At 66.9% G+C, this 15155-nt stretch carries 14 protein-coding genes; 9 read left to right on the top strand and 5 right to left on the bottom strand.

All coding sequences use genetic code 11. The features are described from left to right. Positions 1-51 precede the first annotated feature (51 nt). The 9 genes from ACT3SZ_RS01220 to ACT3SZ_RS01180 all read left to right on the top strand — a co-directional run bounded on the left by ACT3SZ_RS01220 (position 52) and on the right by ACT3SZ_RS01180 (position 8612). Positions 52-1383 (top strand): sensor histidine kinase, encoded by a 1332-nt coding sequence (locus ACT3SZ_RS01220; protein WP_444616030.1) that lies wholly within the window; start codon positions 52-54, stop codon positions 1381-1383. A gap of 5 nt (positions 1384-1388) precedes the next feature. Beyond that, positions 1389-2030: a response regulator gene (locus ACT3SZ_RS01215; RefSeq protein WP_444617029.1), complete on the top strand. Its 642-nt coding sequence runs from the start codon at positions 1389-1391 to the stop codon at positions 2028-2030. 92 nt (positions 2031-2122) lie between these two features. Continuing rightward, complete coding sequence (locus ACT3SZ_RS01210; protein WP_444616029.1) at positions 2123-2866, top strand: succinate dehydrogenase cytochrome b subunit; 744 nt, start codon at positions 2123-2125, stop codon at positions 2864-2866. Between the two features lie 28 nt (positions 2867-2894). Next, positions 2895-4931, top strand: coding sequence for a fumarate reductase/succinate dehydrogenase flavoprotein subunit (locus ACT3SZ_RS01205; RefSeq protein ID WP_444616028.1), 2037 nt, complete (start codon positions 2895-2897; stop codon positions 4929-4931). After that, positions 4931-5680: a succinate dehydrogenase/fumarate reductase iron-sulfur subunit gene (locus ACT3SZ_RS01200; protein ID WP_444616027.1), complete on the top strand. Its 750-nt coding sequence runs from the start codon at positions 4931-4933 to the stop codon at positions 5678-5680. The genes ACT3SZ_RS01205 and ACT3SZ_RS01200 overlap by 1 nt, the downstream gene beginning before the upstream one ends. Before the next feature lie 124 nt (positions 5681-5804). Then, entirely contained in the window at positions 5805-6137 is a 333-nt protein-coding gene (locus ACT3SZ_RS01195) for a hypothetical protein (RefSeq protein ID WP_444616025.1), read from the top strand. A gap of 154 nt (positions 6138-6291) precedes the next feature. Then, positions 6292-7620: a DUF445 domain-containing protein gene (locus tag ACT3SZ_RS01190; protein ID WP_444617027.1), complete on the top strand. Its 1329-nt coding sequence runs from the start codon at positions 6292-6294 to the stop codon at positions 7618-7620. A gap of 21 nt (positions 7621-7641) precedes the next feature. After that, the gene (locus ACT3SZ_RS01185) at positions 7642-7944 is read left to right on the top strand and encodes a DUF2516 family protein (protein ID WP_444616023.1); all 303 of its coding nucleotides are present in this window, start codon (positions 7642-7644) and stop codon (positions 7942-7944) included. Beyond that, positions 7941-8612, top strand: a complete 672-nt coding sequence (locus ACT3SZ_RS01180) for a 2-deoxyribose-5-phosphate aldolase (RefSeq protein WP_444616022.1) — start codon at positions 7941-7943, stop codon at positions 8610-8612. Before ACT3SZ_RS01185 ends, ACT3SZ_RS01180 begins: the two co-directional genes overlap by 4 nt. On the opposite strand, the gene ACT3SZ_RS01175 is transcribed toward ACT3SZ_RS01180, so the two are convergent. The 5 genes from ACT3SZ_RS01175 to ACT3SZ_RS01155 form a co-directional block, all read right to left on the bottom strand. Further along, positions 8603-10522 carry an AMP-dependent synthetase/ligase gene (locus ACT3SZ_RS01175; protein WP_444616021.1) on the bottom strand — a complete coding sequence of 640 codons (1920 nt, stop codon included), beginning with the start codon at positions 10520-10522 and terminating at the stop codon, positions 8603-8605. The two genes, ACT3SZ_RS01180 and ACT3SZ_RS01175, sit on opposite strands and share 10 nt — an antisense overlap. Before the next feature lie 11 nt (positions 10523-10533). After that, a complete protein-coding gene (locus tag ACT3SZ_RS01170) occupies positions 10534-12393 on the bottom strand; it encodes an AMP-dependent synthetase/ligase (RefSeq protein WP_444616020.1) in 1860 nt (619 codons plus the stop codon). A gap of 133 nt (positions 12394-12526) precedes the next feature. Next, on the bottom strand, positions 12527-13156 hold the full coding sequence (locus ACT3SZ_RS01165; protein ID WP_444616019.1) for a TetR/AcrR family transcriptional regulator: 630 nt from the start codon (positions 13154-13156) through the stop codon (positions 12527-12529). A gap of 39 nt (positions 13157-13195) precedes the next feature. Continuing rightward, positions 13196-13945 (bottom strand): enoyl-CoA hydratase family protein, encoded by a 750-nt coding sequence (locus ACT3SZ_RS01160; RefSeq protein WP_444616018.1) that lies wholly within the window; start codon positions 13943-13945, stop codon positions 13196-13198. Positions 13946-13981: 36 nt separating this feature from the next. Continuing rightward, positions 13982-15139: an acyl-CoA dehydrogenase family protein gene (locus tag ACT3SZ_RS01155; RefSeq protein WP_444617025.1), complete on the bottom strand. Its 1158-nt coding sequence runs from the start codon at positions 15137-15139 to the stop codon at positions 13982-13984. Positions 15140-15155 lie beyond the last annotated feature (16 nt).

Below are 15155 nucleotides of genomic sequence, written 5' to 3'. Positions count from 1 at the left end.
CAACCGATCGGTCGATGTCGCGGTTGTGCACCTCGCCTAGTCTCGGGACGTGTGAACTCCCGAACCTCCCTGCCGCAGATCCTCGGTACGCTGCGGGTCTCGCTCCACGTCGTCTTCGTCGCGCTGGCGGTCTTTGCGCTGGTCCGCGTAATTGCCGACATGGTGACCAGCGCGCCGACGCTGCGCGGCTGTGTGGCGGTGGTGGTGATCGTGCTGCTCGTGGCGGTGTACGCGGCGGGCACACTGACAGCCGTGTCACCGCGCTGGGCGCCGTGGTGGCTGGCGGTACTGCTGGTGGCGTGGACGGCGGCGACGGCGCTGAGCCATCATGCGGTGTGGCTGCTGTTCCCCTTGGCGTTCCTGATCCTGGCGGTGCTTGATGGGCTTCCCGCGGGCCGCCGTACGGCGCAGGCAACGGTGCAGGTTGCGGTACTGACGGCGGCGTGGGCGGTCGGCGCATTCGTTCCGATGCTGACCGGCCAGGGCGGGGGAGTGGCCGCCGCGGTCGGCCCGGGCATCGGCGTGCTCTTCGCCGCCGGTGCTTACCGCACGTATCGGCTGCTGGCGGCGGAGGCGGAGCGACAGATCGCCACGGTGAGTGAACTGCGCCGCACGCGTGACCGCCTGCTGGTCACCGAGAAAAACGCCGGACGCTTGGAGGAGCGCGAGCGGATCTCGCGTGATATCCACGACACGCTCGCCCAGGGGTTCAATGCGGTGGTGCTGCTGTCGCGCGCGGCATCGACGGCGGTGCGCCAAGGCAGGACGCAGGACGCGGTGGAGCAGTTGTCGCTGATCCAGGACACCGCCGCCGACAACCTCGGGGAAGCCCGGAACCTGATCCGCGACCTTGCCGACAGTGGGCGGGTACGCGATACTGCCGCCGTGTTGCAGCGCATTGTCGACGACGTCATTGCACGTCAGCGTGCACTTGGTGAGGAGTTGGAAGTTGATCTCGTGGTGCCGGACGAATTCGCCACGGGAGGTGGGCTGCCCTCGGAGTTGCCTTCTGCAGTGCAGGACGCGGTGGTGCACATCGTCCGCGAATCACTGACCAACGTGGTCCGCCACGCCGACGCCACGCGGGCGAGCATCGTCCTGGCCCGCGACGGGGACAGGCTGACCGTGAGCGTGCAGGACGACGGACGTGGGTGCGTCGATAGCGCACAGGACGCACAGGACGCACAGGACGCACAGGACGCGCAGCGCGCGCCGGGAGCCGTCGCCGGGCCGTCGCAGGACGGTGGCTTCGGCCTGGTGGGCATGCGTCTGCGGGCCGCTGACCTGGGCGGTAACCTCGAGGTGACCGCAGTGCAGGGGGAGGGAACCCTGGTGCGCGCGGATATTCCGGCTGACCTGCCGGATGTGGAGGTGACCCGGTGAGCGGAATCGTCACAGTGATGCTGGTCGACGACCATCCGGTGGTGCGCGCCGGGCTACGCGCGATTCTGGACGCCTTCGTGGACGTCCGTGTTGTCGCCGAGGGATCCGATGGCGCCGACGTGGCGCAGGCGGGCGAGCTCGACGCGGTCCCGGACGTCCTGGTCGTCGACATTCAGATGCCTGGCGTGGACGGCATCGAGGCCACCCGCCGCAATACCGCCGCCGGCGGCCCGCCGGTGCTCGTGCTCACCACCTACGACACCGGGTACCACATCATGGATGCGCTGCAGGCCGGGGCGCTGGGCTACCTGCTGAAGGACGCCCCGGAGGAGGTGCTGCACCGCGCCGTCCTCGACACCGCGGCCGGACGTCGCACGTTGCCACCGGACATCGCCGCCCGGCTGGCCGAGCAGGTCAGCCGCAGTAGTGCGTCCGGCGGCTCGGGTGAGGCACTGTCTGGCCGCGAGCTGGAAATTCTGGCGGGGTTGGCCACGGGGGCGAGTAATCGGGCGCTGGCCTCGCGTTTCGTGATCTCACTGGCCACCGTCAAGACCCATCTGATACATATTTATCAGAAGTTGGGTGTCGAAAACCGGACCGCTGCGGTGGCCGAGGCGCGCTCACGAGGGCTTCTCGGGGGAGGATGACGAGGTCAACTGTGATCTTTTTCACGAGGGCGGTGGCCGGTTGGTACTTGCCACTATAAGGGTCGTACAGTGTCTATGACACTGGAGGTGCCATGACTGTTAAATACGACGATCCCGCGGCAATCGAGCACGGGAAAATTTCCATCAAACCGCTGAGGGAGAAGCCGGGCTTCCCCTCCTGGGCGATGAAGCTGACGATGGCCGTGACTGGCATCATCTTCGGCCTCTTCGTCCTCGTCCACATGGTCGGAAACCTGAAGGTATACACAGGTGCCGACCACTTCAACGAGTACGCCGAATTCCTGCGCAAAGTCGGCGATCCGCTCATCCCGCGTGAGGGCCTGCTCTGGATCGCCCGCGTGGTCCTGCTGGTTGCCCTCATCCTGCACGTGTGGTGCGCCTTCGCGCTGAAGAAGCGGTCGCGGGAGTCCCGCGGCGCCTTCAAGCGCACCGGCAAGGTGAGTGGCCTCAACACCTTCACCGCCAGCTCCATGCTGGGTACCGGTATGGTGCTGCTGCTGTTCATCATCTTCCACATCCTCGACCTGACCATCGGGGCGGAACCGGCGGCTACTGATGCCTTCAAGCACGGCGATGCCTACGCCAACCTGGTGGCCTCGTTCGACCGTCCCATCGTCGCGATCTTCTACATCCTGTGCATGGTCGTCCTCTTCCTGCACCTGAGCCACGGAATCTGGACCGCGTCCTCCGACCTGGGAATCACCGGTCACCGTACGCGCCAGGTCATGCTGTGGATCGCCTACCTGCTCCCCGCCATCGTGATGATCGGCAACATCTCCATCCCCTTGATGGTGATGTTCGGCGTCGTGGATTAGTCCGGGAACTAGGAAGAGAGAAGAGACTATGGGAACCAGTAAGCCCCACCCCCACAACCAGACCCCGGACTTCGACTACGACGAGGCCCTGCAGGCCTTTACGAACCCGAAGTCCTCGGTCGACGGTGTGGCCATCGGCAACATCATTGGCGATAACGCACCGCACGAGGTCGGTCAGCAGCAGCAGTGGCAGTACGACAAGGAGCACTTCAAGCTCGTCTCGCCGCTGAACCGCGCGAAGTTCCGCATCATCATCGTCGGCACCGGCCTCGCCGGTGGCGCCGCCGCAGCCGCCCTCGGTGAGCTCGGCTACGACGTGAAGGTGTTCACCTACCACGACAGCCCCCGCCGCGCGCACTCCATTGCCGCGCAGGGTGGCGTGAACTCCTCGCGGTCCAAGAAGCTGGACAACGACTCCACGTACAACCACACCAAGGACACCGTCAAGGGCGGTGACTACCGCTGCCGCGAGAACGACTGCTGGCGCCTGGCCATGGAGTCCGGCAAGGTCATCGACCACATGAACGCCATCGGTGCCCCGTTCTCCCGCGAGTACGGCGGAACCCTGGCGACCCGTTCCTTCGGTGGTGTGCAGGTGTCCCGCACCTACTACACCCGTGGACAGACCGGTCAGCAGCTGCAGCTGGCGACCACCGCCGCGCTGTACCGTCAGATCGGTGCCGGCAACGTGGAGATCTTCACCCACTCCGACGTCCAGGACATCATCGTCGACGACGGCGTGTGCAAGGGCATCGTGACCCGCAACATCATCACCGGCGAGCTGTCCACCCACACCGGGCACGCCACGGTGCTGGCCACCGGCGGTTACGGCAACGTGTACCACATGTCCACGCTGGCCAAGAACTCCAACGCCAGCGCGATCATGCGCGCCTACGAGCAGGGTGCCTACATGGCGTCCCCGTCCTTCGTGCAGTTCCACCCGACCGGCCTGCCGGTCAACTCGGACTGGCAGTCGAAGACGATCCTGATGTCGGAGTCGCTGCGTAACGACGGCCGCATCTGGACCCCCACCACCAAGGGCGACGAGCGCCACCCCAACGACATCCCCGAGGACGAGCGCGACTACTTCCTCGAGCGTCGTTACCCCGCGTTCGGCAACCTGGTGCCCCGTGACATCGCCTCGCGTGCGAACGCGCAGCAGATCAACGGCGGTTACGGTGTGGGCCCGAAGAAGAACTCGGTGTACCTGGACCTCACCCACGCCATCAAGAAGCTGGGCGAGGACACCATCCGCGAGCGCTACTCCAACCTCATCCAGATGTACGAGGAGGCCATCGGCGACGATGCCTACAAGGAGCCGATGCGCATCGCGCCGACCTGCCACTACACCATGGGTGGTCTGTGGACGGACTTCCACGAGATGACCTCGATCCCGGGGCTGTTCTGCTCCGGTGAGTCGTCCTGGATGTACCACGGTGCGAACCGCCTGGGCGCGAACTCGCTGCTCTCGTCCTCTGTGGAGGGCTGGTTCACGCTGCCGTTCACCGTCCCGAACTACATCGCCCCGCTGCTGGGTCAGGACGTGCCGGACGCTGAGTCGGCCGCGGCGAAGGACGCGCTCAAGCGCGCCGACGAGCGTATCGACAAGATCCTCAACATCCGTGGCTCCGACCCGCACGGCGCGGAGTACTACCACCGCCAGCTCGGTGAAATCCTCTACCGCTGCTGCGGCGTGGCCCGCACCGTTGAGGGCATGGCGTCCGGCATCGAGGAGATCCGCAAGGTCCGCGCCGACTTCTGGGAGAACGTCTTCGTGCCCGGTGGTCGTGACGAGATGAACCAGCAGTTGGAGAACGCCCTGCGCGTCGCCGACTACCTGGACCTCGGTGAGCTCATGTGCGTTGACGCCCTGGACCGTGACGAGTCCTGTGGTGCCCACTACCGCGAGGATCACCTCGACGAGGACGGCGAGGCCGAGCGTAACGACGACGAATGGTGCTTCGTCTCCGCCTGGGAGCCGGGCGAGAAGCCGGAGACCTTCAAACGTCACGCGGAGCCCCTGTACTTCGACCGCATCCCGCTGATGACAAGGAACTACAAGTAATGAAACTGCATCTTGAGATCTGGCGTCAGGCGGACCACACCTCGGAGGGACACTTCGAGTCGGTGGAGGTCCCCGATGCCGAACAGGCAATGTCCATCCTGGAGTTGCTCGACCACGTCAACTCCAAGTACGTCGAGGACGGCAAAGAGCCCTTCGCCTTCGCCTCTGACTGCCGTGAGGGTATCTGCGGCACCTGCGGTCTGCAGGTCAACGGCCGTCCCCACGGTCCCGACAAGAACAAGCCGGCCTGCCAGCAGCGGCTGAACAGCTTCACCGACGGTGACACCCTCAAGCTCGAGCCCCTGCGCTCGGCGGCGTACCCGGTGATCAAGGACATGGTCGTCGACCGGTCCGCACTGGACCGCGTCATGGAGAAGGGTGGCTTCGTTTCGATGGCCGCCGGTACCGCTCCGGACGCCGACAGCCTCCTGGTCAACCACGAGGACGCCGAGCTCGCCCTCGACCACGCCGCCTGCATCGGCTGCGGTGCCTGCGTCGCTGCCTGCCCGAACGGTGCCTCGCACCTGTTCACCGGCGCGAAGCTGGTGCACATGACGCTGTCGCCGCTGGGTCGTACCGAGCGTGGCCGTCGTGCCAAGAACATGGTCGACGAGGCCGAGGGAACCTTCGGCCCGTGCTCCCTCTACGGCGAGTGCGCCGACGTGTGCCCGGCGGGTATCCCGCTGACCGCCGTCGCCGCGATCACCAAGGAGCGTGCCCGCGCCGCCATCCGCGGCAAGGCCGACTAGCACCCCAGGGGATTCCCCCCTGGTGCTCGGGAGTAGGCACCCGCCTACACCCGTGCGCTAGAATCATGACGTCACCCGGGCAGAAAAGGGCGCCGGGCACACCGAAAGACGAAAGAGGATGACGATGTCCGCAGATCTCGACACCAAGGGCAAGTTCTCGGCCTCGCCGGACTACCTCGACGGCTATGTGCCGTCCAGCTGGGATGCACCGCACTCCTCGCTGCAGCGTGCCACGACCTGGCTGTCCATGGCGCTGCTGATGCTGGGTGTCTCCCTGATGGGCGTCGGCATCTTCGGTTTCGCTGCGGCCAGCGTGGACGCGCAGGAGAACGGCGTGATGATCGGCATCGTTGGCTGGATCATCGGCTTCGTCCTGCTCATCGCCTCCTTCATCGGCATCCACATCGGCCGTACCGGTACCCGCAACTACCGCAAGGAGACTGGCCGCGTCTTCTGACGCACCAGCCTCCTCCCGCACCTCCAGCGGGCATCGACCCCCGTTCCCCGTGAGCTCCTAGACAGCTCCGGCGGGTCGGGGGTCGAGCCATGTCTGAGCCGTCTCAGAGCCGTCTCAGGGCCATGCCCGCGCCATGTCCGTCGCGGGTGGAATAATGGGGCGGGTGACGACACCCGAGAACACGAGCACCACCGACGGACGCCTCGCCGTCCCCGGACCGTCCCCCGAGTCCGAGGCGGAACGGCGCCGTGACCTGCGCCGCCACAAGGCTTTCGCTACCAGCCTGCTGGTCATCGCCACGCTGATCTACCTCGTCTGCCGATGGCTGGAAGCCACCGGACGCGACGGCGGCTGGACCGGCTACGTCCGCGCCGCCAGCGAAGCCGGCATGGTCGGTGCCTTGGCGGACTGGTTCGCCGTGACCGCCCTGTTCCGCCACCCGCTGGGCATCCCGATCCCGCACACCGCCATCATCAAACGCAAGAAGGACCAGGTTGGCCACGCGCTGAGCTCTTTCGTGGGCGAGAATTTCCTCAACGCCGCGCTGATCACCGAGAAACTCGGACAGGCCCGCATCCCCGAGCGGGCGGCGGACTGGGTATTGGACGAGGGAGGGGCCGAGCGTACGGGTGCCGAGGCCTGCCGCCTCGTCGACCTAGTCGTTAACGGTGTGGACCCGAAGGAGGCCGAACAGCTGATCCGCACCTTGGTGATCGACAAGGTCTCCGAACCCACCTGGGGCCCACCGCTGGGCCGAGGGCTTGAACAGCTCATCAGCGAAGGACGCACCGAACCGATCGTCGATGCCGTCGTCGTGTGGTTGGACGACAAAGCCCGGGACAGCGAGGACCTCATCGTCCGGTTGCTCGACGAGCGCACGCCCAGTTGGGCGCCCCGGTTCGTCCGCGACCTCGTCGGCGACCGCGTATACCGCGAGGTCGTGCAGTTCACCGCGGACGTGCGCGGCAACCCCGAGCACGAGGCCCGCCACGCGATCCGCCGGTTCATCGGCCAGCTCGCCCAGGACCTGCAGCATGACGCCACGATGATCACCCGGGTGGAGAACCTCAAGGGCGACATCATGAACTCGCCCACCGTGCAGGCCCTGCCCGGAACCCTGTGGGAGTCGGTGCGCTCCACCTTGACGACCATGGCACGCGACGAAGACTCGCTGCTGCGCACCAAGATCGTCACCTGGGTCACGGACTTCGCCACCCGGGTGCGCACCGAGCAGGAACTGCGCGACTCGCTGGAGCGCCGCATCGTGCGCGGCGCGTCCTACCTGGCGGAGAACTACGCCGGTGAAGTCACCGGCATCATCGGTGAGACCGTGGAACGCTGGGACGCCAACGAGGCCAGCGACCGCATCGAACTGATGGTGGGCAAGGACCTCCAGTTCATCCGTGTCAATGGCACCGTGGTCGGCTCCCTGGCGGGGCTGGCGATCTACACGGTCTCCGAGCTGATGTTCACGGTCATGTGAGGTCCGATAGACTCGGTAGCCATGATGGATTTCGTGATTTACGCCTTTCGGGCCCTGGACCTCCTGCAGCTCGGTTTCCTGGCTCTCGTGGTCATTGGGGCGGTCGTAGGAGTGATCCAGGTCGTGACGACCCGGGACGACGCGTTCATGGTCATCGACCGCTCGAAACAGAACTGGATCATGCTGCTCGGCGGGACCGCACTGGGCGTGCTGGTGCTCGGGCCGTTTGTTAGCTTCCTCTGGATCATCGGCGCGGTGATCGTGGGCATCTACTGGCAGGACATCCGCCCGTCGGTCCGCGACGCCCTCGGCAACGCCCAGTGACTGAGCCCGCCGACCACAGAGGTGTCGACCCCTCCCGCGTGGAGCTGGTGATGCTCGACCCCGCGAGCACCAGGCAGGACGCTGCACGCGTCATCGAGCAGGCCACGGCCCATGGCTGCGCGGCTGTGTGCCTGCCGCCCACGTTGTTCCCCCTGCGCGACGTTCCTGAGGACCTGCGCCTCGTCGCCGTGGCTGGGTACCCCAGCGGCAAACACCATCCACTGGTCAAAGCCAGTGAGGCGCATATGTCGATCGTCAACGGGGCCCACGAAATCCATGCTGTCGTGGACGCCGCGAACGTGGTCGCCGCCGACGTCAACGCGCTGATCAGCGAGATCGTGACCCTGCGTGAGGCCGTGCCTTATCCGGCGACACTCCAGGTCGCGGTGGGGGAGCCGGTCAGCGACCCCGCTCTGGACGAGACGATGATTGCCGAATTCTGCCGTGCCGCATCCACCGCCGGGGCGGATATGGTCGCCGTGCCTGAGGGATGGGCCGCTGTGGCGGCACAGGGTGCTGTGCCCGTGAAGGTCACCGGCGTGCACACCGCCGCTGACGCGGCCCGCGCGCTGCACGCCGGAGCCCGGCGGGTCGCCGTGGCGTCCGACGCGCTCGGTGCGGTGCTGGGGGAAGCGTCCGGCGAGAACCCCGAGAACCCTCAGGCGTAATTCGCCTCCACCTGCTTCGGGAAGTTGCGCTCCACCGGCTTGCGTCGCAGCTTTAATGACGGGGTGAGTTCGGCGTCCTCCACGGTGAGGTCGCGCGGCAGGATCTGGAAGCGTTTGATCTGCTCCCACCTGTTCAAGGAGGAGTTCAGCTCGTCGATATAGCCCTGCACCATGTCGCGGGTGCGGGAGTCGGCGGCGATCTTCGCGTAGTCGCCCGGCACCCCTTCGCGCTGCGCCCAGGCCAACAGCGGGTCCTCGTCCAAGGCAACCAGGGCGCTCACGTACGGGCGTCCCTCGCCGATCACCACCAGGTTGGACGCCACCGGGCACAACCCCTTGAACGTGGCCTCCATCAGCGCCGGCGCGGCGTACTTGCCATTGGAGGTCTTGAACAGTTCCTTCTTGCGGTCGGTGATGCGGATGAAGCCGTCGGCGTCGAGGTCGCCGATGTCGCCTGTGTGCATCCAGCCGTCCTCGTCGAGCGCCTCGGCGGTGGCCTCGGGATTGTTGTGGTAGCCGTCCATGACCCCAGGGCAGCGGAACAGGATCTCCCCGTCATCGGCGATGCGCAGCTCCACACCGTCCAACGGGCGCCCGATGCGTCCGGTGCGGTAGGCGTTTGGCATGCCCAGGCACGACCCACCACCGGACTCGGTCATGCCATACGCCTCGAGAATCATCATCCCCGTCGCGCCGAACCACCGCGAGATATCGGTGTTCAGGGCGGCAGACCCGGAGATGAAGTAGCGGACACGCCCGCCGAAACGCTCCCGGATCGTGGAGAACACCAGCCGGTCGGCGAGCCGCGCCTGGATCCGGTCGAAGCGGGAGGCGGTCACGGAACCGTCGCCGTGGTCGGCCTCGAAGACCTTCGAACCCACCCGGCTGGCCCAGTGGAAGAGACGCTCCTTGATCCGCAGCGGGCCGGGCTCATTGGCCATCATGGTGACGATGCCGTTGTAGGCCTTCTCGAAAATGCGCGGTGCCGAGCCCATGAACGTGGGCTGGACCACGGGGAGGTTCTGTACGATCCGGTCGACCCGTCCGTCGATGGCGGACTCGAAGCCGATGTAGAGGGGCATGGTGAGCAGCAGTTTGCCCATCACATGCGACAGCGGCAGCCACAGGAACTGCTTGTCGTCCATGGTCAGGTTCGTGCCCGGTGAGGTGCGTTCCAGTGTCCCCGCCATCGACAAAACCTCGAAGATGAGTACCCGGTGGGGCAGCAGCACGCCCTTGGGCCGGCCAGTCGTCCCGGAGGTGTAGATCAGGGTGGCGAGGCTGTTGAGGTCGCTGGAGTCGATGCGCTCGTCGATCTCGCCGGGATTCGTGGCGAGACGGTCGCGGCCACGGGCCCGGAGCTCGTCCATGGTGATCACCCAGGACGGTGAGACGTCGTCGGGCAGGTCGGTGGGCACCTCGCCCTCCAGCAGGATCACGGTGCGGATTTTCGGTAGTTCGGCCCGCATGTCGGTGAGTTTGCCTAGTTGGTCGGCATCCTCCACGAAGACGATCTCGCTGTCGGAGTCGTTCAGGATGAAGCGGACGTCCTCGGCGAGGGTGGTGGGGTAGACGGTGACCGTCGCCGCGGCGGCGTAGACGATGCCGTAGTCGGCCAGTGCCCACTCATAGCGGGTGGTGCAGGCGATGGCGACGCGGTTCTCGGGTTGCACGCCCAGGGAGATCAGCCCGGCACCGACTTCCTCGGCCTGCTTGCCGACCTCGGCCCAGGTCAGTGCGGTCCACTTCTCGTCTGTGTCTGTAGAGCCAGCCGTGCCAGCAGAACCGGGCCCGGCCGGCACGGGGAAGGAAAACGCGCGCCGGTGGGGTGTCGCCGCCACGCGGTCGCGCAGCAGGTGCCCGGTGGAACGGATCGCGGGGTCGAAGGTGGTGAGGTCTGTGGTGGTCATGTCGATCTCCTTCATGCGGTGGGGTAGAGCTCGGCGATGTCGGCGGCGAAGTGCTTCGCCACGGGGCGGCGTCGGAGTTTCAGCGACGGGGTGAGTTCCTGGTCGTCAACAGAGAGTTCGCGGTCCAGGACACGGAAGCGCTTGATCTGTTCCCAGGGGTTGAGGGTGGTGTTGAGTTCATCGACGTAGCCCTGCACCATGCCGTGGGTCCGGGGGTCAGCGGTGATCGTGGCGTAGTCGCCCGGCACGCCGGTGCGTTGCGCCCAGGCGGTGGTGGCCGCCTCGTCCAGGGAGATCAGGGCGGTGACGTAGGGGCGAGCCTCGCCGACGACCACGATCTGGGAGGCCACGGGGCACAGGCCCTTGAACCGGGCCTCCGTGGGCGCGGGGGCGACGTACTTCCCGTTGGACGTCTTGAACAGTTCCTTCTTACGGTCGGTGACCTGCAGTCGTCCCTGCTCGTCGAGGGTCCCGATGTCGCCGGTGTGCAACCAGCCGTCGTCGGTGAGCGTCTCGGCGGTCTGGGTCGGGTTGTCGTGGTAGCCGGCCATGACCCCGGGGCCGCGGACCAGGATCTCACCATCATCGGCGATGCGGACGTCGAAGCCGTCCAGCGGTGCGCCCACGGTGCCGGGTCGGGTGGTGTGTGGCAGCCCGAGGGTGGCGACATTGGTCTCTGTCATCCCGTAGCCCTCGAGGATCGGCAGGCCGGCGGCGCCGAACCAGCGGGCCACATCGGAGTTCAGCGCCGCCGAACCGGAAATGAAGTAACGGATGCGCCCGCCGAAGCGGGCCCGGACCTTGGCGAAGACCAGACGGTCGGCGAGGCGCGCCTGGAATTTCTGCAAGCGCGTGGCCTCCTCGCCGGCCTCGAAGGCGGTCACTCCCACCCGCGATGCCCAGTGGAAGAGCCGCTCACGTAGCCGCCACGGGCCGGGATCCTCTGCGGTCATCGTGGCGATGCCGGTGTAGGCCTTCTCGAAGATCCGCGGCACGGATGCCATGAAGGTCGGACGGCTCGTCCCGATGTTGTCGACGATCCGCTCGATCCTCCCGTCGACGGTGGTTTCGAAACCGAGGTGGATCGGCAGCAGGATCATCAGCTTGCCCATGACGTGGGCCAAGGGAAGCCAGAGGAACTGCTTGTCGTCGATGCCGAGCAGGGGAGCGTCGCCGCCGTTCACGGTCTGATCAATGGAGCGGACCTGCCCCACCCACACGCGGTGCGGCAGGAGCACACCCTTGGGCGTCCCGGTGGTTCCGGAGGTGTAGATCAGCGTCGCCAGATCGTCCGGCCCGGTGGCGTCGGTGCGCTCGACCACGGCGTCCGGCTGCTCGCGCAGGTGCTCGCGGCCGCGCTGGAGCAACTCGTCGAGTGTCACGACCCAGTCGTCGGGACGGTCGGGCAGGTCGTTGTCGAAGACGATCACGGTGTGTACGTCCGGGAGGTCGTCGCGCAGGGCGGTGAGTTTGGCGAGTTGGCAGGCGTCCTCGGCGAAGACGACGCAGCTGCCGGAGTCGCCGATGATGTGGCGTACGTCCCCGGCGACGGTGGTGGGGTAGACGGCGACGGTGGCCGCCCCGGCGCACATCGTGGCGTAGGTGGCGATGATCCAGTCGTAGCGGGTGGTGCTGGCGATGGCGACGCGGTCGCCGGGGTTGACTCCGAGGGTGATGAGCCCGGCGGCGAGTTCGTCGGTATGCGTGCCGACCTGCGACCAGGTCACGGAGGTCCAGCCAAGGTCGGTGCTGGCAGTACCGGCAGTACCGCCGGTACTCGCCGGGTGGGTGTAGGCGCGGCGGTGCGGGGTATCGGTGATTCGTCGGCGTAGCAGGTGTCCGACGGTGTCGTCCTCCGTGCTCTTGATCATGGTTGGCCCTCCGGTAGACCTATTGTTGTAAAACCTAAGTAGATGAAGATAGATGTGTCCCCTGGTGCCGGTACCGCGGGACGGGAAAGAGGGGGACGAAAGAGAAGGGGAGAAAGAAGGGGGTGTGAGAGCGTCAGTCGTTGCGCTTGATGTCGGCGAGGATTCCCGACCAGGTCTCCAGCGCACTGCGCTGGTGCGAACGGGTGTCCACCAGTACCGAGCCGAGCCCCAGACCGCGGGCCACGTCCAGGGTCAGCCCCAGCAGACGCCGGGTGTGCTGGTCGGACAGGTCGGCGTTCAGGGCCAGGGCGGTGAGCTGGTAGACCTCGCGGCCGTAGCGTGCCTCGGCGGGGATGATGAGTTCCCGCAGGGCGGCGTCCGTGCTCGCCGCGGCCCAGATGTGCAGGGCCGCGTGGAACGGTCGGTTGCTGAAGAACCCGAAGACCAGCTCCAGGACTTCCTCGATCGGAGCGCCGGTACTGCCAGTCGACAGGTCGGCGACACTGCGACGCAACTGCTGGGTGCGCTCGGAGAAGAACTCCTCGAGCGCGGCCTCGACGAGGGAGTCGCGGGTGGGGAAGTGGTGCTGTGCGGCACCACGGGAGACCCCGGCCCGGGCGGCGACGGCGCTCACCGTCGTCGCGGGGAAACCATCGTCGGACAGGGTGTCCAGCGCAGCCTCGAGCAGGCGACGTCGCGTCACCCTGCTGCGCTCCTGCTGGGCCACCCTGCTCGGCACCGGTCTCCCACTCTCCTCGGTCATTGGTCAGTCACTCTAACACCGTTGATCCGCGGCAGGATCTCACGCAGCCCAGTTCGGCGGGCGTTTCTGCAGGAATGCGGTGATCCCCTCGAGCGCCTCCGGCGTGGCGAAGAGTTCGGCTGACTTCTCCGCCAACGCCTCGGCACCGGTGTCGAAACCGGCGACGACCTCCTGGTTAATGATCGCCTTGGTCTCGCGCAGCCCCTGCGGCGAGCAGCGCACCAGGTTCTCCGCGGTATCGCGGGCCTGCTGGTGCGGGTCGTCGACCACCGCGGTGATGAATCCGTGGTGTTCGGCGGTCTCGGCGTCGAAGCGCTCCCCGGTGAGCAGGTAGCGCGAGGCAGCGCGGGACGCCAGGCGGGGCAGGACGGTCAGGGCGATCATCGCCGGTGCCACGCCGATGCGCGTCTCGGTCGTCGCGAAGGACGATCCGGGCGAGGCGAACACCATGTCGCAGGCGGCGGCCAGGCCCACGCCACCGGCGCGGACGTTGCCGTCCACCACCGCGGTGACCGGCTTCGCCAATTCCACGATGGTGCGCAGCAGCGCGATGAAATTGGCGGTGACCTGCTCCGGCGGGGTGTCGCCGACGGCGGCGAGATCCGCACCGGAGCAGAACGTGGTCCCGGTGTGGTCCAGGATCACGCTGCGCACCGCGTCGTCGCGCGCGGCGGCGCTCAGGGCCTCGGCGAGGTCGCTGATGAGTTGCGGTGACAGTGCGTTACGACGGTCCGGCGCGTCGATGGTGATGCGCGCGGTGTTGTTCTCCGTGCTGGTGGTGATGGCCATGCTCGGCCTCCTTTCGGGGTGGACCCTGGGGTGGGGTCAGTAGCTCTTCGGCAGGCCCATGACGGTCTGCGCGACGTAGTTCAGCAGCATCTCGCGGCTGACCGGGGCGATGCGCGGCAGGCGGGAGGCGGCGTACATGCGGGCCAGTCCGTACTCGGCGGTCAGGCCGTTGCCGCCGAGAGTCTGCACGGCCTGGTCGATGGAGCGGGCGGAGACCTCGCCGGCGGCGTACTTGGCCATATTCGCCGCGGTGGCCGCACCGTCCAGATCACCCTGGTCGAAACGGGCGGCGGCGTTGCGGCACATCAGGCGAGCCTGCTCGAGCTCGATGCGGCACTGGGCCAGCGGGTGGGACAGTCCCTGGTGGGCACCGATGGGGGTCTTCCAGACTACGCGCTCATTGGCGTACTTCACGGCGGTGTCCAGGGCGTAGCGGGCCATGCCGGTGGCCATCGCGGTGGCGATGATGCGCTCCGGGTTCAGACCGACGAAGAGCTGGAAGATGCCGGCGTCGCTGTCGCCCACGAGGTCCTCGTCCTTGAGGCGGACATCATCCATGAACAGGGTGTACTGCGACTCCGGCAGCATCACCTCGGTGGGGATGATGGACTTGGAGAAGCCCTCGGCGTCGGTGGGCACCATGAACAGGGCGGGCTTGAGCTTGCCGGTGCGCTCGTCGTGGGCGCGGGCGACGACGAGCACGGCGTCGGCCTGGTCCACGCCGGAGATGAAGGTCTTCGACCCGTTGAGCACCCACTCGTCACCGTCCTTCTTGGCGGTGGTGGTGATGTTGTGGCTGTTGGTGCCGGCATCGGCCTCGGTGATGCCGAAGGCGCTGATGAACTCGCCGGAGGCGATGCCCGGCAGCCACCGCTGCTTCTGGTCGGGGGTGCCGAAGGCGGCGATGATCGAGCCGCAGATGGCGGGGGAGACGACGAGCATCAGCAGACCGCAGCCCTCGGAGGAGAGTTCCTCCTGGACGATGGACAGTTCGAGCAGGCCGGCTCCGCCGCCGCCGAACTCCTCGGGCAGGCTGACACCGACGAAGCCGAGCTCACCGGCTTCCTTCCACAGTTCGGTGGGGTACTCATCGGCGTCGGCCTTCTTGACCATGTACTGGTAGCCGTACTTCTTGGCGAGAGCGCGCACGGTCTTGCGCAGCTCTTCCTGCTCGGGGGTGTCGTTGAGGGGCATGCTGACCTGGGGCTGT

This window comes from Corynebacterium sp. AOP40-9SA-29 (assembly GCF_052377405.1).
Classification (GTDB): domain Bacteria; phylum Actinomycetota; class Actinomycetes; order Mycobacteriales; family Mycobacteriaceae; genus Corynebacterium.
This window is presented reverse-complemented; position numbering and strand designations above follow the sequence as displayed.

Excerpts from the sequence above, each read along its gene's own strand:
- ACT3SZ_RS01165 (WP_444616019.1), bottom strand. The coding sequence starts at position 13,156 with ATGACCGAGGAGAGTGGGAGACCGGTGCCGAGCAGGGTGGCCCAGCAG.
- ACT3SZ_RS01190 (WP_444617027.1), top strand. The coding sequence starts at position 6,292 with ATGGGGCGGGTGACGACACCCGAGAACACGAGCACCACCGACGGACGC.
- ACT3SZ_RS01205 (WP_444616028.1), top strand. The coding sequence starts at position 2,895 with ATGGGAACCAGTAAGCCCCACCCCCACAACCAGACCCCGGACTTCGAC.
- ACT3SZ_RS01210 (WP_444616029.1), top strand. The coding sequence starts at position 2,123 with ATGACTGTTAAATACGACGATCCCGCGGCAATCGAGCACGGGAAAATT.
- ACT3SZ_RS01185 (WP_444616023.1), top strand. The coding sequence starts at position 7,642 with ATGATGGATTTCGTGATTTACGCCTTTCGGGCCCTGGACCTCCTGCAG.
- ACT3SZ_RS01160 (WP_444616018.1), bottom strand. The coding sequence starts at position 13,945 with ATGGCCATCACCACCAGCACGGAGAACAACACCGCGCGCATCACCATC.
- ACT3SZ_RS01200 (WP_444616027.1), top strand. The coding sequence starts at position 4,931 with ATGAAACTGCATCTTGAGATCTGGCGTCAGGCGGACCACACCTCGGAG.
- ACT3SZ_RS01170 (WP_444616020.1), bottom strand. The coding sequence starts at position 12,393 with ATGATCAAGAGCACGGAGGACGACACCGTCGGACACCTGCTACGCCGA.
- ACT3SZ_RS01155 (WP_444617025.1), bottom strand. The coding sequence starts at position 15,139 with ATGCCCCTCAACGACACCCCCGAGCAGGAAGAGCTGCGCAAGACCGTG.
- ACT3SZ_RS01195 (WP_444616025.1), top strand. The coding sequence starts at position 5,805 with ATGTCCGCAGATCTCGACACCAAGGGCAAGTTCTCGGCCTCGCCGGAC.
- ACT3SZ_RS01175 (WP_444616021.1), bottom strand. The coding sequence starts at position 10,522 with ATGACCACCACAGACCTCACCACCTTCGACCCCGCGATCCGTTCCACC.